Origin of the sequence: Chromohalobacter sp. HP20-39 (genome assembly GCF_033052815.1) — a bacterium.
Classification (GTDB): Bacteria; Pseudomonadota; Gammaproteobacteria; order Pseudomonadales; family Halomonadaceae; genus Chromohalobacter.
Genome location: NZ_JAWHTP010000008.1, coordinates 90542 through 113044, shown reverse-complemented (window position 1 = coordinate 113044; position 22503 = coordinate 90542). Strand labels below are relative to the sequence as shown.

General features: G+C 62.9%; 19 protein-coding genes and 1 riboswitch. Of the genes, 11 read left to right on the top strand and 8 right to left on the bottom strand.

The window, feature by feature from the left end; all coding sequences use genetic code 11:
• Positions 1-128: 128 nt before the first annotated feature.
• On the top strand, positions 129-2579 hold the full coding sequence (locus RVY79_RS14445) for an acyl-CoA dehydrogenase (RefSeq protein ID WP_317465066.1): 2451 nt from the start codon (positions 129-131) through the stop codon (positions 2577-2579).
• Positions 2580-2676: 97 nt separating this feature from the next.
• On the opposite strand, the gene RVY79_RS14440 is transcribed toward RVY79_RS14445, so the two are convergent.
• Both RVY79_RS14440 and RVY79_RS14435 read right to left on the bottom strand, forming a co-directional pair.
• Positions 2677-3654 (bottom strand): NADPH:quinone reductase, encoded by a 978-nt coding sequence (locus RVY79_RS14440; RefSeq protein ID WP_317465064.1) that lies wholly within the window; start codon positions 3652-3654, stop codon positions 2677-2679.
• A 146-nt stretch (positions 3655-3800) separates the two neighbouring features.
• Complete coding sequence (locus tag RVY79_RS14435) at positions 3801-4373, bottom strand: hypothetical protein (RefSeq protein ID WP_317465063.1); 573 nt, start codon at positions 4371-4373, stop codon at positions 3801-3803.
• A gap of 314 nt (positions 4374-4687) precedes the next feature.
• Between RVY79_RS14435 and RVY79_RS14430 the strand changes: the two genes are divergently transcribed.
• From RVY79_RS14430 to RVY79_RS14405, 6 genes are all read left to right on the top strand, one after another.
• Positions 4688-5458: a glycerophosphodiester phosphodiesterase family protein gene (locus RVY79_RS14430; RefSeq protein WP_411161733.1), complete on the top strand. Its 771-nt coding sequence runs from the start codon at positions 4688-4690 to the stop codon at positions 5456-5458.
• Positions 5459-5609: 151 nt separating this feature from the next.
• The gene (locus RVY79_RS14425) at positions 5610-6440 is read left to right on the top strand and encodes a motility protein A (RefSeq protein WP_317465061.1); all 831 of its coding nucleotides are present in this window, start codon (positions 5610-5612) and stop codon (positions 6438-6440) included.
• A complete protein-coding gene (locus tag RVY79_RS14420) occupies positions 6437-7276 on the top strand; it encodes an OmpA family protein (RefSeq protein WP_317465060.1) in 840 nt (279 codons plus the stop codon). The genes RVY79_RS14425 and RVY79_RS14420 overlap by 4 nt, the downstream gene beginning before the upstream one ends.
• Positions 7277-7387: 111 nt before the next feature.
• A riboswitch (cobalamin riboswitch) is annotated at positions 7388-7606 on the top strand.
• Positions 7607-7726: 120 nt separating this feature from the next.
• Positions 7727-9565: a TonB-dependent receptor domain-containing protein gene (locus RVY79_RS14415; protein WP_317465058.1), complete on the top strand. Its 1839-nt coding sequence runs from the start codon at positions 7727-7729 to the stop codon at positions 9563-9565.
• 92 nt (positions 9566-9657) lie between these two features.
• Complete coding sequence (locus RVY79_RS14410) at positions 9658-9957, top strand: winged helix-turn-helix domain-containing protein (RefSeq protein ID WP_317465057.1); 300 nt, start codon at positions 9658-9660, stop codon at positions 9955-9957.
• A gap of 73 nt (positions 9958-10030) precedes the next feature.
• A complete protein-coding gene (locus RVY79_RS14405; RefSeq protein ID WP_317465056.1) occupies positions 10031-11107 on the top strand; it encodes a PA0069 family radical SAM protein in 1077 nt (358 codons plus the stop codon).
• A 13-nt stretch (positions 11108-11120) separates the two neighbouring features.
• On the opposite strand, the gene RVY79_RS14400 is transcribed toward RVY79_RS14405, so the two are convergent.
• Genes RVY79_RS14400 through RVY79_RS14390 form a run of 3 tightly spaced genes read right to left on the bottom strand, consistent with a single transcriptional unit; the run spans position 11121 to position 16161 of the window.
• Entirely contained in the window at positions 11121-12140 is a 1020-nt protein-coding gene (locus RVY79_RS14400; RefSeq protein ID WP_317465054.1) for a sodium:calcium antiporter, read from the bottom strand.
• Between the two features lie 26 nt (positions 12141-12166).
• Entirely contained in the window at positions 12167-14488 is a 2322-nt protein-coding gene (locus RVY79_RS14395) for an ATP-dependent DNA helicase (RefSeq protein ID WP_317465052.1), read from the bottom strand.
• Positions 14485-16161, bottom strand: a complete 1677-nt coding sequence (locus RVY79_RS14390) for a VRR-NUC domain-containing protein (RefSeq protein WP_317465050.1) — start codon at positions 16159-16161, stop codon at positions 14485-14487. Before RVY79_RS14390 ends, RVY79_RS14395 begins: the two co-directional genes overlap by 4 nt.
• Positions 16162-16308: 147 nt before the next feature.
• Between RVY79_RS14390 and RVY79_RS14385 the strand changes: the two genes are divergently transcribed.
• Positions 16309-16611, top strand: coding sequence for a hypothetical protein (locus RVY79_RS14385; RefSeq protein WP_317465049.1), 303 nt, complete (start codon positions 16309-16311; stop codon positions 16609-16611).
• Here the strand turns inward: RVY79_RS14385 and RVY79_RS14380 are convergent.
• Positions 16565-17476, bottom strand: a complete 912-nt coding sequence (locus RVY79_RS14380) for an oxygenase MpaB family protein (protein ID WP_317465047.1) — start codon at positions 17474-17476, stop codon at positions 16565-16567. The two genes, RVY79_RS14385 and RVY79_RS14380, sit on opposite strands and share 47 nt — an antisense overlap.
• Positions 17477-17670: 194 nt before the next feature.
• Between RVY79_RS14380 and RVY79_RS14375 the strand changes: the two genes are divergently transcribed.
• Together RVY79_RS14375 and cobO are read left to right on the top strand one after the other, a co-directional pair.
• A complete protein-coding gene (locus RVY79_RS14375) occupies positions 17671-18402 on the top strand; it encodes a ParA family protein (RefSeq protein WP_317465046.1) in 732 nt (243 codons plus the stop codon).
• A gap of 76 nt (positions 18403-18478) precedes the next feature.
• Complete coding sequence (gene cobO / locus RVY79_RS14370; protein ID WP_317465045.1) at positions 18479-19078, top strand: cob(I)yrinic acid a,c-diamide adenosyltransferase; 600 nt, start codon at positions 18479-18481, stop codon at positions 19076-19078.
• Between the two features lie 23 nt (positions 19079-19101).
• Here cobO and RVY79_RS14365 read toward each other — a convergent pair whose 3' ends face one another.
• A complete protein-coding gene (locus tag RVY79_RS14365; protein ID WP_317465044.1) occupies positions 19102-19980 on the bottom strand; it encodes a cobalamin-binding protein in 879 nt (292 codons plus the stop codon).
• Between the two features lie 104 nt (positions 19981-20084).
• On the opposite strand from RVY79_RS14365, the gene RVY79_RS14360 reads away from it, so the two are divergent.
• The gene (locus RVY79_RS14360) at positions 20085-20858 is read left to right on the top strand and encodes an SIMPL domain-containing protein (RefSeq protein WP_317465042.1); all 774 of its coding nucleotides are present in this window, start codon (positions 20085-20087) and stop codon (positions 20856-20858) included.
• An 86-nt stretch (positions 20859-20944) separates the two neighbouring features.
• On the opposite strand, the gene RVY79_RS14355 is transcribed toward RVY79_RS14360, so the two are convergent.
• The gene (locus RVY79_RS14355; RefSeq protein ID WP_317465040.1) at positions 20945-22405 is read right to left on the bottom strand and encodes a sodium-dependent transporter; all 1461 of its coding nucleotides are present in this window, start codon (positions 22403-22405) and stop codon (positions 20945-20947) included.
• Between the last annotated feature and the right edge of the window lie 98 nt (positions 22406-22503).

Below are 22503 nucleotides of genomic sequence, written 5' to 3'. Positions count from 1 at the left end.
TCCCTTCAATCTTGAATGATGATGTCCATCCTGAAGGGTGGCTTCCACCATGGAGGACTAGTCGTGGCGACACGAGTACGCTAGGCTGAATTCAAACAAGCGTTAGAAATTATCCAGGGAGAGTCCGCATGTTGGAACTGTTGCTCATCGTCGTGGCGTTGGCAGGCCTGGTTTGGGTCATGCGTCGAGAAGCAGGCGCCTTCCCGGCGCTAGGGCTATTGTTGATCCTCGGCGCCCTCGGCGTCGTCTTCGGCGCAGTGATAGTGGGCGTGCTTCTGTGGCTCGGCGCCCTGGCCGTGGCAGCCTGCGGGTTACCTACATTGCGGCGGCGCTGGCTGACCCCGCGCCTGTTCGCGGCCTTCAAGAAATCGGCACCCAAGGTATCCGAAACCGAGCGTATCGCCCTAGAAGCGGGTAGCGTGGCCTGGGACGGTGAACTCTTCTCCGGCCGCCCCCATTGGCAACGGCTACTGGATTTCGGCACCACGGAGCTGAGCGAAGAAGAACAGGCTTTCGTCGACCACCAATGCTCGGTGGCCGCCGGCATGTGCAATGCCTGGGAGATCGCCCGCGAGCGCGCCGATTTGCCGCCCGAACTGTGGGACTACCTCAAGCGCGAAGGCTTCTTCGGGATGATCATTCCCAAGCGCTATGGCGGGCTGGAGTTCTCCGCCAAGGCGCAATCGGCAGTGCTGCAGAAGTTGGCGGTCAACGAGACGCTGATGGTCACGGTGGGCGTGCCCAACTCCCTGGGCCCCGGTGAGCTGTTGCTCAAATACGGCACCGAGGAACAAAAAGATCATTACCTGCCACGCCTGGCCGATGGCCGCGAGATTCCCTGCTTCGGGTTGACCGGCCCACGCGCGGGCAGCGATGCTACCTCCCTGCCCGATGTCGGTATCGTCTGCCGAGGCAAACACAACGGCGAGGACGTCCTCGGGCTCAAGCTCACCTTCGAGAAACGCTGGATCACCCTGGCGCCCATCGCTACCGTGGTCGGCCTGGCGTTTCGCATGTTCGACCCCGATGGCCTGCTCGGCGAGACCGAAGATCTTGGCATCACCTGCGCGCTGATCCCTCGCAACACGCAGGGCATGGAGATCGGGCGCCGCCATCATCCCATCGGTAGCCCGTTCATGAATGGCCCGATTCGCGGCCAGGATGTCTTCATCCCTCTCGACTGGATCATCGGCGGCACCGAGATGGCAGGCCAGGGCTGGCGCATGCTGGTCGAATGCCTGTCCGTGGGGCGTTGTATTACCTTGCCCTCCGGTGCCTCGGGCATCGGCCGCTACGCGCTTGGCTGGGCCGGCGGCTATACCCGTATCCGGCGGCAATTCAACCTGCCCGTCGCCGAGATGGAAGGCGTCCAAGAACCGCTGGCGCGTATCGCCGCGCACGCCTATATCGCCCAGGCAGCGGTCATGCAGACCGCCAACACCATCGACCACGGCGTCAAGCCGGCGGTGCCCTCGGCTATTCTCAAGAGCCAGTTGACCGAATTCCAACGCAGCATGCTCGCCGATGCCATGGATGTGCACGGCGGGCGCACCGTCACGCTGGGGCCGCGCAACTACCTAGGCATCGCCTATGCCGCCAACCCGGTGTCGATCACCGTGGAAGGCGCCAATATCATGACGCGCAACCTGATGATCTTCGGCCAGGGCGCGATTCGCTGCCATCCCCATGTGCTCAATGAACTGGCCGCCAAGGACAACGATGACCTCCCGGCCTTCGACAAGGCGATCTTCCGCCATGCCGGGATGGTCTTCGGCAATGCCGCGCGCGCCTTCACCCTGGGCCTGGGCATCGGCAAGTCGAGCGTTCCCTTCGACGAAATCGCCGCCCCCTACGTGCAGGAAGTCGCACGCCTGTCCGCGGCCTTCGGCCTGTGCGCCGACGCCGCCATGGCCAGTCTCGGCTCTGGCCTCAAGAAGCGTGAGATGCTTTCGGCGCGTCTCGGCGACGTACTTTCCAATCTTTATCTAACCTCGATGCTACTCAAGCAGTGGCACGAGTCGGACAACGTCGAGCATGAGGCAACGCTTTTGCATTACAGCTGCCGCACGCTGCTCCACCGCGCCGAGCAGGCATTCATCGAACTGTTCGACAACCTGCCCAACCAAGCCTTGGCGAAGACCCTATCGGCCATCGCGATGCCGCTCGGGCGGCGCTGGCACAAGCCCCACGACCGCTTCACCCGCGATATCGCCCATGCGGTCTCCACCGACAGCGCCTTGCGCCGCAAGCTGACCGACAATACCTGGGATACACAGGACGCCGGTCAAAAGGATAATCCGCTGGCCCGCTATAATGCCCTGCTCGCCGACAGCGAGCATGCCGAGCCGCTCTATCGGCGTATCGCCAAAGCCTATGGTAAGGGGGAGTTGCCCGCCGAAGCGCTGCATCCCGAGCAGCGCGTGGAAGCCGCCTGGGAATCCGGTTTGATCGACGACGCGGAAGCCGACTTCATGCGGCGCTTCGAGGGTGAGGTACTGGAAATGCTCAGCGTCGACGACTTCGCCTTCGACGCCTTCGCTCTCGACAAGGAAAGTGTGGTGTGGCACGACACCCACTAAGCGCTACCCCTCAGTGCTAGACCCAAAAAAGCCCGGGGCCTGTGCCATACAGGACCCGGGCTTTTAACGCCATTATTCGATCATTATCTGAAATGTCTCAGGGCAGCAGCACCGTCGAACCAGTGGTCTTACGCGCCGCCAGGGCTTCCTGTGCCTGGGCAGCATCGCTCAGGGGGTAACGGTTGGCGACATCGATGGCAACCTTGCCGCTGGCGATCACCTCGAACAGTTCTTCGGCCATGGCCTCGAAGCGCTCACGCGTGTCGGCATAACCGTTGAGGCTGGGGCGCGTCACGAACAAGGCGCCCTTTTGATTGAGGATACCGATGTTGACGCCTTCGACCGGGCCGGACGCATTGCCGAAGCTGACCATCAGGCCGCGTTTTTGCAAGCAATCCAGCGAAGTCTCCCAAGTATCCTTGCCTACCGAGTCGTACACCACCGGCACCATCTCGCCACCGGTCAGCTCGCGCACGCGCTCGACGACGTTTTCCCGCGTGTAGTCGATGGTGGCCCAGGCGCCGTTGCGCTTGGCCAACTCGGCCTTTTCTGACGAACTGACGGTGCCGATCAATTTGACGCCCAGCGCCTTCGCCCATTGGCAGGCGATGGAGCCGACGCCACCTGCGGCGGCATGAAAAAGGATCGTCTCGCCTTCTTTTACCCGGTACGTCTGACGCAGGAGATACTGCACGGTCAGGCCCTTGAGCATGGCCGCCGCTGCAGTCTCGAAGCTGATCGCCTCGGGCAACGCCACGACCTTTTCCGCCGGCAACACGTGCTGCTCAGCGTAGGCGCCTAACGCCCCTTGGGCATAGGCGACACGATCGCCCGGCGCGAAGCCTTTCACACCCTCACCGACCGCGTCGATTTCCCCGGCCCCTTCGGTGCCCAGGCCGGACGGCAGGCTCGGCGCCGGGTAAAGTCCGGTACGAAAGTAGATGTCGATGAAGTTCAATCCCACCGCGCGATTGCGAACGCGCACTTCACCAGGACCGGGGTCGGCAGGGGTAACGTCGACATATTCCAGAACCTCGGGCCCGCCGGTACGTGCAAACTGAATACGCTTGGCCATGTAGCTTTCCTTATGGAGCTAACGAAACTGGGCTTTCATCCAAGCGCCGAACGCTCTCCGGGTCAAGCCGTCCGGCCCCGAGAATCGGCTCGGAGTGGCGCATTGCTACTAAAGTCGCAAGGCATTCCCTTCCCCGACGGGCATCATCATACTCGGCCGTCGTAACGTTCCAGGCCGGCGATGAAACGCGCCTTGTAAGACTCGAAGGTTTCAGGCTCGCGTTTAAAGGTCTGCACGATGCCCTCGGCATTGAAGCGCAACGGTTTCGTCAAGGCATCCGGCGTTACTGTTTCATGTTGCGCGGCCAAGCCCAGGCGCACGCCGTCCGGCATATCGAGCCACTGAGTGATGCCGCAATCGCGAAAGAAGGCTTCGCTGGCCTCGTCTGGAGCATGCACTCGCAAGGGCGCGCGCGTGGCCATTTCTTTGACCAAGCGCTTGACATGCTCTTCGTTGCCCCCGGTTTCCGGTGTCGAGAGTAATGCCACTTCCATGCCTTGGCCCTCGATGTCCGAAACCAGCAGCAGCATGGCGAGAATCGTCTGCTGTTCGTCGGCCAAGACGAAAATGCGTGCCGCATCCTGCTCGAACAACACTCCCAGCGTGCCAGTGAAGGTCACCAGGGGATCAAGGCCGGCTTTTTGGCCATAAACATTGGCGCACAGTTGGGCAAGGCACGCCTCGCGATTTTCCGGATTCTTCACATGGATGATTTTCATCGGTCTCTCTGCCGGTCAGGCGCCGTCTGCTCGCCAAGGCGTCAGACGGCTGATCTCGAAACAAGGCGCGCAGATTACCATATCCACGAACGCCGCCCCATGGCGATACGGTCATGTTGCTGTCATAAGGCTGTCCCAATCTAGGCGTCAATACCGACATGGTTTTGGCGTGCCCCCGCCACTGAACCAACGCCGGTACGACATGCCATAATACCTATCGGCCATTCGCGAGGTTCATTGACATGCCACTTTCTTCACGCAATGCCAGCTTGTCGCCGACAACAGTTCCCCAGCGTGGGACACAGGCCTCGCCGATCGCCGAGACGCGCCTGGCGCTCCCCCGAGCCATCGCGCATCGCGGGCTTTCCGCTCACGCCCCCGAGAACACTCTGGCCGCAGTGCGCGCCGCCCATGCGGCCGGTTGCCGTTGGGTGGAACTCGATGTCCAGCAACTCGGCGATGGCACCCCGGTGATCTGGCATGACGCCGGCGTACGACGCTGCTCCAACGGACGCGGCAAGTTACGGCATCTCGATCTTGCCCAGGCGCAGCAACTGGACGTGGGCAGCTGGTTCAGTCCGGCGTTTCGCCACGAGCGCATGGCCACGCTCGACGAGATGCTGGCGCTGCTCGTCGAATGCGGCATGGGGCTCAATCTCGAGCTCAAGATCAGCTACCGGCATGACCCCACCGCCCTGGCCCAGGTCGTCGTTCCGCGCCTGCTGGCAGCACTTCCCCCCTCGCGGCTGCTGGTGTCCTCGTTCGACCGCGATGCACTGCGCACCGCGCGCGATATCGAGAGAGACCCGCACCGACTACGCTTGGGCCTGCTCTATGACAGACTTCCCAAAGGCTGGCGCGCGGATGCCGAGACCCTAATGGCGTTTAGCGCCCATCTCGACTGGCGCAAGCTGAAACCTGCCGCCGCCAGCGCCGTGCGCGACGCCGGTCTGCATCTGCTGTGCTATACCGTCAACGATCCGGCGATGTTTCTGCCCCGTTGGGACTGGGGCGTCGAGGCAGTAATCAGCGACGACCCGCCTTGTTTCACGGACGCTTCGTCCGTGCCACTCCCTAGTCGTTGAAAAGCGCGCAAAGCACGCGGCAAATACACGCTTTGCACGTCCTAACCGCGCGTATCATGCTCCATGGAGGTTATAGGGTTTATCCGCCACGCGTATTCGGGTAATCCCAGGCCACATCGCTTTCATGCCGCTCGTGCACCGGATAACGCCCATGAACCCGTCGACCCTGATCGGCATCGCCGCCAGTGTGCTGCTGCTCGCTACCGTCGTGCTCTTCACCGCGCAAACGCCCAGCAGCTTTTTCAATTTCCCCGGCCTCGCCATCGTCGTCACCGGCACGCTGGCCGCTACATTCATCAGTTATCCCATGCGCGAGGTCGTGCGTGTCTCGCGTCTGGTGGGACTCGTCTTCCGCCGCGAGAACAGCCGTATCGACGACGATATCCAAACGCTGGTCTCCATGGCTCGGCACTGGTTCCGTGGCAACATTCGTGCGATCGAGGCCGAACTCGAAGACACGCGCAACCCCTTCCTGCGGACCGGGATATCGTTGGTCATCGCCAACACTCAGGACGACGAGATTCATGACGTCCTTCGCTGGCGCATCGCACGTATGCGCGCGCGCGAATACGCCGAGTCGCAGATCTTTCGCACCATGGCGACTTACGCCCCCGCGTTCGGGATGCTGGGGACCTTGATCGGGCTGATCAATATGCTCGAAGTGCTCGACGGTGGCGACTTGACGGTGATCGGCCCGCGCCTTGCAATCGCCCTGATGTCGACGTTCTACGGCATCCTGCTCGCCAACCTGATCCTCAAGCCGATTGCAGTAAAATTGGAACGCCGCACCGAGGAACGCCTGATCGAAATGCATATGGTCATGGAAGGCGTCATGCTGGTCGCCAAGCGCCGCTTGCCCTCGTTCATCGAGGATACACTGAATTCCCTCATGGCCGAGCACCAAGACGAGATTCGCGAACCGGCACCGCACGCGAACACGCCCGAACAAGATGCCCGCAAGCCGGAGGAAACGGTGGCATGAGCCGTGCGACGCATCGCTACGCCATCGATGCCGGCGACGCCTTGATCGCCCCCGTGCATCACGCGAGTGACGAAGGTGGCGGCTGGCTGATGAGCTATCTTGACATGCTCACCCTGCTGATCACCTTGTTCGTGTTGTTGCTGGCGCTGACCGGCAACGGCGACAGCGCCGCCAACGACAAGACGCTCGCCCTTCCAGTTTTGGGCGTGCCCACGCTACAAACGCCCGCATGGTCGCCCAACTTCTATGCCCCACCTCGTTCGAACGAACGCTACGTTCCACCGCGTGACACGGCTTTCTATACGCCGCCGCCGATGGCACCACTCAACCCACGCATGATCATGGTCAATCCGGATCCCGCCAAGGCCTTGATGGCGCGCGTCGAGGCTTCACCCACCGGCGCAGTGCGGCGGCTGACGGATACACTCAAACCCATGATCGATGGCATCGTGGTAACGCAAAGCGCCCAGACACTGAACTTTCGTATCGAGAACCGACTGCTGTTTTCCAGCAGCCGCGCCGGCCTCACCGACGAAGGGCGCGAGGTCCTGCGTCAATTGCTGGACTCTTTGCGTAAGTTCGAAGGCGAGATCACTATCGAAGGGCATACGGATAGCCGTCCCATCGCCACCGACCGCTTCCCGTCCAACTGGGAGCTCTCGACGGCGCGCGCCACCGCCGTCTTGAGATTTCTGGTCGAGGAAGGCCTCGACAGCGAGAAACTACGTGCTGTGGGTTATGCCGATACGCATCCGCTGAAAAGCAACACGACGGCCGAGGGACGTGCAGCGAACCGACGTGTCGAGCTGGTGCTGCACGAGCCCGACGCGCTATAACGGCAGTCGAAAGGCCACGGGCCAGACCTCCCCTCATGGCGTCTCTCGTGTCGGGGCGTGACGCCCTACAGCGTTGCGCGTTTGACTTCCCTAGTACCGCCAAGCAGAATCCCCGCCCGTCGAGACCCAGGTGCTCGGGAAACGGGTGAAAGTCCCGTACTGCCCCCGCAACGGTAATCGCGCCACATCGGAAATCGTCGCTGCCAACCGCGCATGCGACCGCCACTGCTCTTTGCTTAGTTCGAGTGGGAAGGCGTTTCCGACCGGTGTCGGAGCTTCTCCGCCGCCAGCGCGTCAGTCCGGAGACCGGCCTGGTTCTCAGCACTGGCTGATGCGGAGGGCTTCGCCAGTGGCGACCGTTGCATTCACGCCGTCCAGGCGACGCGGCGGCGTCACCTCTTGTCCTCCTCATCGCGTAACTCGTTTCTTACGCTGATGAGGCGTTTTTCTATGTTGCATAAAAAGAATCTGCTGTGGCTGACCCTCGTAGTGGCGGGCAGCGCACAGGCGCAGGGCGATCAACGTCTGTCCGACCTTCAGGTCACCGCCAACCGGCTCCCCCAATCGCAAAGCGATGTACTGGCCAGCACCACCGTCATCGACCGCGATGACATCGAACGCAGCCAGGCCGGCTCGATCATCGATCTGCTGCAGGGCCGCGCGGGCATCGAAATAACCCAGAGCGGCTCGCCCGGCACGACCTCCAGCCTGTTCATGCGTGGCACCGAATCCGATCATAGCCTGGTGCTGGTCGACGGCGTGCGCGTCAACTCGGCGACCAGTGGCGGGGCCAGCTTGGAGATGCTGCCGCTCGAGGCCATCGAGCGTATCGAGATCGTGCGCGGACCGCGTGCCGCCGCCTACGGGGCCGATGCCATCGGTGGGGTCATCCAGGTCTTCACGCGGCGCGGCACGGATGCCGGTACGCAAGGCGGGCTCAAGGCGAGCACGGGTAGCGACAGCACACAACGCCAGAGCGCCTGGGTCGCCACCGGCGATGACGACACCCGCTTGAACGCCTCGCTCTTTCACCGCGACGGCGATGGTTTCAATGCCACGCAAGCGGACGACAGCGGCGAGCGTGACGGCTTCGAGCGCGAAGGTGCCCAGTTGGGGCTTTCACATCGCATCAACGATGACGTCGAGGTGAGCGTCAACGCACTGCGCCAGAACTTCGAAGGCGAATACGATAATTGTGGCTTCGGCTATGCACCTGGCTGCGAGGACATGCGGACCAAAGGCTACCTCCAGTCCTTTAGCGGCCAGCTCGATGTCCAGCTTCAACCGGACTGGCAGATGCTGATCACCGCTGGCCATTTCGACGAGCAACGTGAAGAGCGTGACGAAGGCACTCGGACGACTCTAAGCGAATCGCATCGCAATGAGGCGGGCATTCAACACCGCTTTACTCGAGAGCATGGCGTCGATGTCATCGGCGTCGACTACCGTCAAGACAAGCTCGATTATCAGGATGAAGTCGGCGGGAATAGCTATCAGAAAGATAGCCGCGAAAATTACGGCATCTATGGCATGATGCAGCGCACCTACGGTGCTCACGAGCTTTCCGGCTCCTTGCGCTACGACGATGACTCCTTGTTTGGCGACAAGACCACCGGCAGTCTGGGATATGCTTACAAATTAAGCACCAGCCAGCGCCTAGGTGTTTCCTACAGTACGGCTTACAAAGCCCCTAGCTTACAAGAACTTTATGGACCCGAAAGTTGGGGCGCTAATCCGCACCTTAAGGCGGAAGAATCCAAGAATATCGAGGCATTTTGGGCACTTGACCAAGGGCCTTGGCGCTCACGAGTCACTGTTTTCCAGAACCGTATTGATAACTTGATTACTACCGTCGGCCAATATCCGAACTCCACCTATCGCAACGTCGATGAAGCCCGCATCCGTGGGGTCGAAATTTCTGGTGGCTGGACGGCGGGCGGGCTGACGTTGAGTGCCGCCCTGACACGTCAGGAACCAGAAAATCGTGAAAATGGTGACCAGCTAGCAAGACGTGCCGAACTCTTCGGCCGGATTGATGCTGACTATCGCTACGAAGCGGTCAGTGTCGGTATGACGCTACGCGCCTCCCAGGATCGCCCCGACAGTCCCTACAGCGACGCCATCAATGCCGGCTACGGCGTGGTCGACCTACGGACCAGTTGGCAGGTCACGCCCATGGTTGAGCTCTCGGCCAAGATGGAGAACGCCTTCGACAAGCAGTACCAACTGGTCGATGGTTACAATACCCAGGATCGCTACGTGGAAGGCGGCGTGACACTACGTTTCTGATTCGCCTCTTCCCGCACGACGTAACGCATAACGCCCTGCCCCTTCATCGGGGCGGGGCGTTATGCTGTATGCCCCTCTACAGGAGAAGACTCATGGCGCTGAGCAAGACCCAAAGCAGCTTCTATCGCCGTCTCTACGTGGCGCACCTGATCGCCGGCGGCACGGCCAGCATCCCGGCGCTGATCGAGGCCACGGGCATGCCCCGCCGCACCGCCCAGGATACCGTCAACGCGTTGATCGAGCTGGATATTCACTGCGAATTCAAGCAGCAAGCCGGGGCCCGGCATCATATCGGTCGCTATGTCATCCATGACTGGGGGCCCATCGACCCGACGTGGGTCGCCGCGCATGCCGAACGCTTGCGCGAGGCGCTGGGCTATCCGCCGGGCTGACAACACCATCGCCGGGTTGAAGCCATTTCCATGACGCCTATACTGTACCTATATACAGCCAAGGCATTGCATGATGACGACGCCCAGAGATCGCTCCCAGGCCCGCAAAGGACGCGGCGCTACCTTCGATCCCCATAATCGCTTTGCGCCCACGGTCAGCGAGGCCGTCGACGACGGCTGGTGGCAGGAAGAAGCGCCCACACGACTGGCTACCGAAGTGCGTGACGAGCCCGCCAAGAGCGCGCTGTCCTGGAATCACTCGCCGGACCTGTCCTTTGATCGCTCGTTGAATCCCTATCGCGGTTGCGAGCACGGTTGTATCTACTGCTACGCACGTCCCAGCCATGCCTACTGGGACATGTCACCGGGGCTCGACTTCGAAACCAAGCTGATCGCGCGCACCGGCATGGTCGAGCGGCTACGCGACGAACTCGACAAGCCCGGCTACGTCTGTCGCCCGATCAATCTGTCGGGCAACACCGATTGCTACCAGCCTCTGGAAGCGGAGCGCGGCACCACCCGGGCGCTGCTGGAACTGATGCTGGATACCCGCCACCCCGTCACATTGGTCACCAAGAGTGCCTTGATCCTGCGCGACAAGGCATTGCTCGCCGAGATGGCCGAGCACCGTTTGGTGCGTGTCTTTGTCAGCCTGACCAGCCTCGACGACGACCTCAAGCGCACGCTTGAACCGCGTACGGCGGCGCCACGCACGCGCCTCAAGGTCATCCGCGAACTCGGCGAGGCGGGCATTCCCGTGGGCACCTTGATTTCGCCGGTGATTCCGGGGCTGACCGATCACGAGTTCGAGTCCCTGCTGGAGGCCGGACACGACGCCGGCGCGCGCACCGCCGCCTGGATGCTGCTACGCCTGCCGCATGAGGTCGCGCCGCTGTTCGAGACCTGGCTCGCCGAGCACTACCCGCTGCGCGCCGACAAAGTCATGAGCCTGATTCGTCAATGCCGTGGCGGCGAGGATTACGATGCCCGCTTCGGCCATCGCATGCGCGGTGAAGGCGTCTTCGCGGAACTGCTGGCGCAGCGTTTTCGCACCACCTGCCGCCGCCTGGGCATTGGCAGCCGTGCCGAGATGGGGCTCGATACCAGCGCATTTCGCGCCCCGCACGCCCAGGGCGACTTGTTCGACTGAGCGTGCCCCCCTCTCAGGCGGCGTCGTGGAAAACCATCGCCACACCCGCGCCATACAACAGCACCAATGCCACGCTCTCGAAACCGATGCGTGCCGGCCCATGCTTCTCGCGACGCACCAGCCCCAGCAGCAATACCGCCGTCATCAGCACCGACAGCGCAATCCACAGCAATGTCTGCTCGGAAACGGCGTGATAGATCGAACCGTCGCGGTAAGCGATATCGGAAGCCGCCGCAAACAGCGTATCGAAGGCATTGCCGCCGATGATGCCGCCTACGGCCAGGGTCAACGCCCCGCGACGCACGGCCACCACGGCGGTCACCAACTCAGGCAGCGAGGTTGCCACCGAGGTCAGCAGCACCCCCACGGCGGTCTGGCTCATGCCCGTTTCGGTCGCCAGAGCCATGGCCGCTTTTTCCATCACCCAACCAGAGACGCCCAACAATAAAGCCAAGGCCACGAACGCACCCGCCAGCCTCGTCAACGAATAACGCTGAGCGTCGTCATCCGGCGTATCCTCGCGGGTTTCACGCGTGCGTCGCGGTGTCCACATCGGTTCGCTACGCACTTCATCGATGATGCGCAATCCATACACATAGCCCATCAGAAGAAGCGGCGTGACCGGGTGAATGCCCCATAGCGTCCACTCCGGCGAATAACGCGCCACCAGCAGCATCCCCAGCAGGCACATCAATAACGTGCCCTGAGCCAGATTGCCGATGGAAGCTGCCGCATGCTCGAGATTGATACGCCGCAGCGCCGCATCGGCGACGGTAAGAAACAGCGTCTGCACCGCGATCCCGCCCACGGCGTTGCTCATCGCCAGCTCGGGCTGACCCTTCCAGGCCGCCGTCACCGACAGCACGATGCCGGATAGCGAGGTCGCCATGCCCATCAGCACCGCCCCGGCGATGGCCTCCCCCATGCCGGTACGGTCGGCCAGTGTGTCCACCACGCCGGTCAGGCGCGTCCCGACCACACCGATGACCAGTGCGCATCCAGCGAATAGCGCCACACTCAGCATCAAGCTCATATCACTCGTCCTTGAGACATGTGCGCCTAGCCTAGAGAAGCGTTGCCCGGGTTGCGAGCCGGGGCGTCAACGTTGTGGGTAACGTGCCACCACGACGGCAATAACGCCTGAATTCGGGGCTCGGCGAAGCGATCGTCGATCAGATGAATCGTCCCCCGGTCCTCGCGGGAGCGGATCACGCGCCCGGCGGCCTGAATCACCTTCTGTACTCCAGGATAGACGTAGGCATAGTCGTAGCCGGCACCGAACATCGCTTGCAGATAGCGTCGACGCTGCTCGTTGACCGCGTTGACCTGCGGCAGTCCCAGAGTGGCGATGAAGGCGCCGATCAGCCGCTCGCCCGGCAGATCGATACCCTCGCCGAAGGCCCCGCCGAGTACCGCGAACCCGACCCCGCGCCCATCCGACGTGAAGCGTGCCAGAAAACCCGCCCGCGCCGCTTCGTCCATGCCCCGCGCCTGTTGCCATTGCGGTACCTCGGGATGCGCCTCGCGCAAACGCGCGGCGACATCCTCCAGATAGGCGAAGCTGCTGAAGAAGGCCAGATAATTGCCAGGCCGCCGCGCATAGGTCGCGGCGATCAGGTCGGCGATAGGTGACAGCGATGCCTGGCGGTCGCGAAAGCGCGTGGAAATGTGCCGGGCGATATGCACGCTGAGCTGTTCCCTGGCGAAGGGCGACGCCACATCCAGCCACACGCTGTCCTCGGGCAACCCCAACAGATCGCGCTGATAGCGCTCGGGCGTCAGGGTGGCCGAAAACAGCACGCTGGCATGCGCGGCCTTGAAACGCGGGGTCAGCAATGGCGCCGGCACGATGTTGCGCAGACTCAAGCGCGCATGGCGCATGCCGCGGTGGCCCGGGCGCATGGCGATGTCGCACACGAAGTGGCGGTCGAACAGTTCGGCAATGCGCACCATCTTCAAGGCATCGAAATAGAAACGCTGCAAGGCCGGTGACAAGGTATAAGGCGGTTCGGCCGCCACTTGCCCGATCGTTCCCACCAGGCGCTGCAACGCCGACAGCCACGCCTCGGGAACGTGTTCGAGCGCGGTATGTTCATTGATGCACTCGCGACCCAGCGCGTTCCACTCACGATTGAGTTGCTTGAGTGCGGCGCTGACACCGGCGGGTTTCTCGCGTATCAGGGCGCGCAGGTCGCCTTGATCGAGGCTGGCGCTGTACATATCCCGCGCGCGTTCGACCAGATTATGCGCCTCGTCGACCAGCACGCCCAGACGCCAGTCGTTGGCCTGTGCCAACAGATGCAACAGGCCGCCGCTGGCGAAGTAATAGTGGTAATCGCCCACCGTGACATCGCTCCAGCGCGCCATTTCCTGACCCAGGTAATAGGGGCAGACATCATGCGCCAAGGCGGTGTCACGCAGGCGCGCGCGATCCCAGTCGCCATCGCCGATCAATGCGCGGCGTGCATCCGGCAACTTATCGAAAAAGCCCGCCGCCAACGGGCAGGACTCGCCGTGGCAGGCCAGATCGGGATGCTCGCATGCCTTGTCGCGTGCGGTCAGTTCCAGCACGCGCAGCGGGGTCGTTTCCACCACGGGTTTCAGCGCATCCAGCGCCAGCTGTCGTCCAGGGGTCTTGGCGGCGAGATAACACAGGCTATCGAGGCGTTGCGTCGGCATCGCCTTGAGCATCGGGAAGAGCGTGCCCAGGGTCTTACCGGTGCCCGTCGGCGCCTGGGCCAGCAGCGAGCGCCCGGTACTGGCCGCCTTGTAGACGTTTTCCGCCAGCGTGCGCTGCTCGCCCTGCCAGCTCGCATGCGGAAACCGTAGCGCCTCGAGAGCGTTATCGCGTGCCGTGCGGTGCGCCGTTTCCTGCAGCGCCCAGTCGAGAAAGGCCGCGCACTGCGCCTCGAAGAAATGACGCAAGGTGTCGCGACCCACGCGCTCGACGAGCGGTGTCTCGACCTGGCGGGCGATATCGAAATACACCAGCGCCAGCTCGAGTTCGTCGAGGCCTCGCGCCTCGCATAGTAGCCAGCCATAAAGGCGCAGCTGGGCCCAATGCAGATGACGATGATTGTCTGGCTGACGCGTCAGGTCACCGCGATGGGTCTTGATCTCCTCCAGACGTCCACGTTGCGGGTCGAAACCGTCGGCACGCCCACGCACACGCAAGCCGTGCCCGGCAGCGCTCCAGTAGACACCGCTCAAGGCGACTTCGCGCTCATAGTGGTCGGCGCGGCGCGAGGCCACCTTGGCATGCCCTTCGATGCCCTCTTCAGCGCTGGGCGACGGCGTGAAACGCAAGTCGAGATCGCCGCGCTTGGCGGTGAAATCGCACAGGGTGCGCACCGCCACCGTATAGTCCACTGCTTCGCTCATGATGCCCACGTCACGTGGCAGACATCGAGGGGCATGCCGTGACGCGCGCAAAACGCCAGCCACCGTCGTTGGTTGTCCTGCAGGCGATCGCCTGGTCCCTTGACTTCGATCATCCGGTAGTCGCCCTGCTCGGGGCGAAACTGAATCAGATCCGGCATTCCCGAACGGTTGGCGCGCACATCACGCAGCAGACGCTCGAACCACAGCCGCAAATGCGCCGCCGGCAGGCATGCCAGCGCCATGTCCAGCAGCGCTTCATCGAGCGCCTCCCACTGCACGAAAGCCGACTCGAGCCCATGCTTGTGGTGGTAAGTACGTCGGATCACGGCGCGATAGCCATGCTCGCCCTCGGGCACCTCGAGACGCGCCAGGCAGCGGGCGAAGAGCGTCTCGCGGCGCGACGCGAACTCAGGACGCAACAAATCCGCAGGGGCACGCTGGAACGGATGAAAGAAGGCGCCGGGGAGCGGTGCGAACACCGCCTCCCAGCACAGCAAACCGAACAGCGCATTGATCAGCGCATTCTCAACGTAGTACACCGGCATCGACGCGCACGACAGATGCTGCGCCACGGCGCGTTCCACCGACGCCGTGCGTGGTAGCGCCATTTCCAGGCGCGCCGGCACCGGTTCCTCGGTCACGGACGGCGGCGCGAGGCCGAGGCCGCGATGCAGGCGCGGCAACAGGCGGTCAAGTTGCTGACGTTCGCTCTCGCTTTCCGGCGCCGCCACAGCCTCGTTGGCCAACGCCAGGGCCTCGGCGTGGCAATCCTGGCGTTCCAGCATGCGCAGGCGACGCCCGCGTGCACCGGGGTGAACACTCTGCGCGTAGAGGCCTTCCGCCGCCGCCAGCTCACCCTCGCGCTCACGCGCCCGAGCCAGCAGGAACAGCAGCTTGCCGCGGCGATTTTCCAGCCATGGATTGGCGTTCGCCGGCGGCACTTCATCGAGTATGGCGGCGATGGGCTCGCCGGCCTCCAGACGCTCGCGGCAGGCATGCAGGTGTGCGTAGGTGTGAATGTCCTCGCGGCACTGAAAGGCCCGCGAGGCCGGACTCAGCGGCACCCGCTCGAAGCGGCGGACGCCGAGATCGGCAAGCACGAACTCGCTCCAGTCCTGATGCAGGTTGCCGAAGAACATCAAGCGTAGCCGCTCGCACAGCGCCATGCGCGTCATGCTCACTACCCTTAAAGGAATCTCGGGGCACCACGCGGTCAGCGGGTGCTCGCCAAGATCGGCCTCGGCGAGCACCTCGAGCATCTCCGCCTTGCGCGCGCCACGCGTGAGGCCGTGATCGCGCAACAGCCCGTGCAGGTGGCGGCCGATCTCGACCTTGGTCAGCAAGGGCCACAACGCCGATACCGACAAGAGCGGATCGTCTTCCACCCATCCGCGTTCGATCAACGGCGTCAGCGCCGTGGCCGGCGGCCCGATTTCCGCATAGTCGAGTCGATCGTCACGGAAGGTATCCCCCTTGCGCATGACCATGCGCACCCACAGCGCCTGGGCAGGCTCGGGCAAGGTTTCGAAGCGGCCGAGGAAGTCGCGCTCGGTGTCATCGAGCAGGTCCGCGTAGCACGCTTCGAGCCAGCGCAAGGCACTGCGGAAGTTGTGCAGATAATAAAGCGGATCGTCGAGGGACGCGGGATGCGGCGGGAGCGGTATAGCGTTCATGAGCGCATGATAGCAACCTACATCTTGGCGACCCAAGCAGAGCGCACCTCGTCCGACGATAGCCTAGCACGCGACATTGCGCCGCCCCGACACTGGGCCCTGCTTTGTTATACTCCGGGACGCACTCAATCGACGAAAGAGCCCGCCGTGAAAGATACATCCTCTCCCCGCCGCGCCAGTCGCAAAGGCTGCCTGGGTCTGATCGTCGGCGCCATCGCCTTCATCGTGGCGGTGTATGCCATCATTATCTATTTCATCAGCCAGGGCGCGACCCCGGAAGACGAAGCCCGCGAGGAACGTGGCATCGCACAGTGCTGGCAGTCGCTGACGGCGTCGGAAATGAGCGTTCGCGAGCGACACACCACTCAGGAACGCTGCCAGGAGATGACCGAGCAATTCGAAGTCAAGTACGGTCATCCTCCATCGGTGACCCAGCCGCCGTCGTCGTAACCCCGGCGACACGTCGCCGTGCACGACTCGAGGCGCCATTGCGCACCGACCAACGCATTATCGGCACCAGCCGATGCACGCCCGTCCGCACGCCATGACGCTGCCAGCGCGGCATGTCGCGGTGGGCCATTTCAGCCGCCCAGGGCGGTAACAAGTCGACGCCGGCGCGCATCGTCAACGCCACCAGCGGCCGCGCTAACGGGTGCGGGGCCGGTGCGCCGATCAGCAGTCTAAACACCTCAGCGGTGCGCGCCTCGAAGCACAACTGAGGACGCATCGCCTCGAGATAGGCATCGGTATCCCCGCGCGTGCGCGGCACATCACGCGCACCCAGCGCCTCGGCGATACGCGCCACTTCGGCATAGTAACGGTCCTGGTCGGCAGCGCTCAGTTCAGGATTGCGATAACGCAGATGCGCGGCGAGAAAACGACTGACCTCGGCGACATGCACCCAGGTCAGCAAATCCGGATCGTTGGCGGTATAGGGCCGGCCGTCAGGCGCGGTGCCCGCCACCTCGTCGTGAATGCGCCGTACCCGCTCGATGAGGCGCTCGGCATCCGCCGTGGAAGCGAAGGTGGTCGCGGCGATGAACTGGCTGGTGCGCCGCAACCGGCCGAGCATGTCGTCGCGAAAGTTGGAATGATCCCATACCCCGGCCAGCGCCAGCGGATGCAGCATCTGCAACATCAGCGAGCTGATGCCGCCGCACAGCATCGAGGTGAAATCGCTGTGCACGCGCCAACACACGCTCTGCGGCCCGAACAGGCCAGGGTCGCCCGGTGGGAACTCATAATCGATATCGCCCAGGGCCATGCCGGTCATGCCCATGATCTGACGCTCGATACGCCGTCTCAGTATTTCCACCTCCGCCTCCCACAGCGCTGGGTTGCACTTCCCTTGTTGCCTGACGACCATCACACAATGAAGGGGTTACCATGATACCGCGTTATGTTCTGATGGATCGTTGTCACAATCGTCGATGAAGCGCGTGGCTGACACATGAATGTCATAACTGGCTGTCACCGTGCCCCACGCGCTATAGCCCGGGAGAAACCGCGATGAAAATGCTGGCCATCTACAGTATCAAGGGTGGCGTGGGCAAGACCGCCAGCGCCGTCAATCTGGCCGCGCTGGCGAGCCAGGCCGGGCATCGCGTGCTGCTCTGGGATCTCGACCCACAAGCGGCCACCACCTTCTATCTACGCGTCAAACCCAAGGTGCGCGGTGGCGTGGACAAGCTCGTCAAGGGCAAGGCCTCATTCGACAAGGTCATTCGTACCAGCGAGATGCCCGATCTCGATCTGCTGCCGGCATCGTTCGGCTCGCGAGAGATGGATCATCTGCTCGAGGGCCGCAAGCTCAGCCGGCTACGCAGGATCCTCAAGCCGGTACACGACGATTACGATCTGGTGATACTCGACTGCCCACCGAGCATTTCCACGCTCTCCGAGCATGTTTTCTCGAGCGTCGACGCCCTGCTGGTGCCCACCGTGCCAACGACGCTTTCGCTGCGCACGCTGGAACAACTGCGCGAGCACCTCGACGAGGCCGACCATACCTGCCCGGTCTGGCCTTTCTTCACGCTCGCCGATCGCCGCAAGAAACTCCATCTCGACGTCATGGCCACGCTCAACCAGGATTGGCCACTGATGCTGACCACGACCATTCCCAACGCCAGTGCCGTCGAGCGCATGGGGCTCGAGCGCGCGCCGATCACACAGTTCGCACGCTCCTCCCCTGCGGCACGTGCTTATCGTAGCCTGTGGCGAGAGCTCGAACAGCGTCTGTAGTAAACCACGCACGTCTACAACGTTGTGGTGCAGGCCCGGGGCGCGTTACGTTGCCTCTTTCATTCAGGAATATCGCATGACCGACCGTCAATCCCGCCATCGCAACGCCATGCGCAACCTCAAGTCGCATGTCGACGAGAAAGTCGCCGCCGCCACCGAGCAACGCGGTCTGTTGCTCGTCTTTACCGGCAATGGCAAAGGCAAGACCACCGCCGCCTGGGGGACCGTCACCCGCGCCCTTGGTTATGGCTACCGGGCCGGCGTGGTGCAGTTCATCAAGGGCATGTGGGAATGCGGCGAGCGCGAGCGCCTCGCGAGTGACCCCAACCTGAGTGTACATGTCATGGCCACCGGCTTTACCTGGGAAACGCAGAATCGAGAAACGGACACCCAGGCCTGCCAGGCCGTATGGGCGGACGCCCAACGCCTGCTGAGCGATCCCGAGGTCTATCTCGTGGTCCTCGACGAAATCACCTATATGCTCAAGTTCGGCTATCTCGACATCGCCACGGTGAGCGAGGCGCTGGCCAACCGGCCCGCCGAACAGACGGTGATCGTCACCGGGCGCAATGCCCATCGCGAGCTGCTCGACATGGCCGATACCGTCACCGAGATGCAGGAAGTGCGGCATGCCTTCAATGCCGGGGTCCAGGCACGCCGCGGTATCGACTACTGAGTGACTCGCTATTGCGTCACCCCTCAGGAAGACCGGGTCGCCCGCTCGAGGACCTGACAAACCTGCGCGATGCCCTCTACGAGGCGTGGGCCGGGACGGCTGATGGGGTCGGGGTCGAGGGTGTAGAGATGGCCATCGCGCACCGCCGGCAACCAGTCGTGGCCTTGCCAGGCGCGCTGCCAATCATCGCTGCGCGAAGCCGACAGTATCACTTCGGGCCGCGCCTCGATCAGCGCCTCGCGCCCGATCTCCGGCACCAGCACCGAGCGCTCGGCGAACAACGGTTTTCCCCCGCAATGGCGAATCGCCTGGGTGATGATATGTCCATCCCCCAGCGTGGTCAGCGGGTTGTGTCCCAATTGATAGAACACGCGCGGCGTCTCGCTCAGCGTTTGCCGCAAGGCAGCGAGGCGTGATTCAAACGCGCGGGCCGCACGTTCTCCCACCTTCGAGTGACCGGTGAGAAGCCCCAGGTCACGCAGATTGTCCGCCACATCGTCGAGCCGACGCGGCTCACTCTCGTAGACCGGCACACCGAGTGCGTCAAGACGCTCGACCACGCTGCGCGGCGTGCCACTGCGCCAGGTCACGACGAGATCCGGCTCGCGGGCCATGATGGCCTCCAGCGCGATGCCTCGATAACTGCCCACACGGGGGATCTGCTTGGCCGCCTCGGGGTAATCGCTGCCCTGCAGCGCGCCCACCAGCCGTTCGCCGGCCTCCACTGCATAGAGCATTTCCACGATATGCGGCGCCAGGGCCACGACACGCTCGGCAGGGCGATCGAGTGTCACCGTGTTGCCGGCATCGTCGGTCACCTCGATCGCCGCCAGGGCCGCGCCCGGCAATAGCAACACCGCCATCAACAGCAGGTGTGCAAGAAACGCGTAAATACGGCACAACCTCACGACTCCCATAGCCACTCTCGGGCGCGCAGGATAGCATGCGCGCATGAGTCGCTCGCCTCGACGACGGCTCAGCTTCTCAATATCCATAGGAGATTTGCATGATGCGCAAGGATATTCGCTTTCCCTGCATGGCGACGGCGCTACTCGGCGCGTTGCTCATAGCCGTACCCCAGGCGCAAGCCAAACCCGGCCCCCACGCGCCGCATGAACTCCACGTACAGGCACAGTCGAGCCTCGACGTGGCCCCGAACATGGCACGGCTCAATGCACGCTTATGGGAACGCACACCCGCGGTGGCTCGCAGCAAGGCCGACAACGACACCCAGGCCCTCGTCGAGGCACGCCAACGTCTCGAATCACGCACCGGCAAGCTGATCCGCGCCCTGGAAGAAGCCGGTGTAAAGAGCGATGACATCAAAGCCGGCTCACTCAGCGTGCACCCCGAGATCATCGCGCACTCCCGGGAGGGCGACAACGCGGAAGATCAAGTGCGCACCCAGATCGCGCGCCCCATCAGTGTCACCATTCATGATCTCGAACGCTTGCCGAGCATTCTCGATGCCCTGACCGCTGCCGGCGTGGATGCGCTGGACGGTGTCGAATATGACCTGAAGGATCGCGACGCGGCCACCGACAAGGCGCTATCGAAAGCTCTCGAGCGCGCCAAGCAAAAAGCGCAGTTGATGGCCAAAACGCTCGAGGTCCAGCTCGGCGATGTCATCCGCATCGAGGAAACGCAGTCCCCCACCTACGCGCCGCGTAGCATGATGATGCGAGCCGAGTCCGCCGACGCCAAATCAGCGCCTGAATATCGGGCCGGAGAAATCTCCATCGACGCTGGCGTGAGCGTCACCTGGGAAATCGAAGACTAGACTTCGACCACGTCGACTCAGACATGCAGAAGCCCGGCCAAGGCCGGGCTTCTGCATGGATGCAAGGCGCTCTTGCGACGCCGCATTCAACCGACGAACTGGCGCTTCACGCGCGGGCTCAGCATCTCGCCGAGCACGGCGATCACCACCAGCACCGCAAGGAACCATGGCCACTGGCTACCGATGTCGATGGTCATCACCCCCAGCGCGTCGATGAAGATCAGCACGATCCCCAGCGGGCTGACATAGCGCACCATCAACAGCCACAGGGCATGCTGACGTTTGGAAAGGCGCAACTCGTCGCGGAAGGTCTCATCGCGCAGCAAGAAACCGGCCATCAGGCAGAGGCCCAGACCGCCCAGCGGCATCATCCACCGCGAGGTCAGGTAGTCGAGCCAGTTGAAGAAGTTCTTGCCGGCGAGCGTCCAGTCGGCGCCCAGGTTGAACGACAACATGGCCAACGTGCTCAGCAACCACAGCACGATGCCACTGCTCCAGGCCGCGCGCTTGCGAGTCATGCCCTTGCGCTCGGTCAGCCAGGCCACGGTGGCCTCGATCATCGACACCGCCGAGGTCAGCGCCGCCACGCTGAGCATCACGAAGAAGATCACCTGCAGTACGCTTCCCAACGGCATCTGCTGGAATGCCAGGGGCAGGCTCATGAAGATGAGCCCCGGACCGCTGGCCGGGTCCATGCCATTGGCGAAGATCGCCGGGAAGATCGCCAACCCGGCCATCAACGCGATCAACGTGTCGCAGATCGCCACGGTGAATGTGGTACGGGCGATGGACTTGTTATCGGGGAGGTAGGCGCCATAGGCCATGATGGCCCCCGCCGATAGCGACAGCGTGAAGAACGCATGCCCCATCGCCGCCAGCAGACCTTCGCTCGACAACTTGCCGATTTCGAAGGAAAACAGGAACGTCACCGCATCGCCGAAGCCGCCCGAAAACATCGCGTAGACGATCATCACCAGCAACAACAACACCATGCCGGGCATCATCCAACGCATGCTGCGCTCGATCCCTTCTTGCACCCCCTTGCCGACGATGAACATGGTCACCACAGTGACCAGGGTGCTCCACGCCCCCAGACTCAATGGGTTCGCGTTATTGGCGCTGAAAATGGCCGCCATGTCATCGACACTGCCGCCTTGCAGGCCGCCGCTGATCGCCTTCCATAGATAGGCCAACGACCAACCGGCGACAACCACGTAGAAGGACAGGATCATGAACCCCGCGAGCATCGACATCCAGCCGAAGCCGGACCAGATCTTGCCGCGTCCGGATTCCTGCGCCACGCGCTTGACAGCGTCGATGGGACTGCCGCGACCACGCCGCCCGAAGGCGATCTCGGTCATCATCGCGGGAATGCCGATACACAGAATACAGGCCAGATACACGAGTACGAAGGCGCCGCCGCCGTACTCCCCGGTCATGTAGGGAAACTTCCAGATATTGCCCAGGCCCACCGCCGAGCCCGTCGCCGCCAGCACGAAGCCCCAGCGGCCGATCCAAAGATTTTTCGGTTGCTGTCTTGCCGTCATGGTTCACCTGAAGGGTTATTGTTGTGGTTCATGCAGCGCGGCGCGAGCACTTGCCACCGCGAGATTCTACCGTTTTCCGTTGGTATTTCGCGAACCGC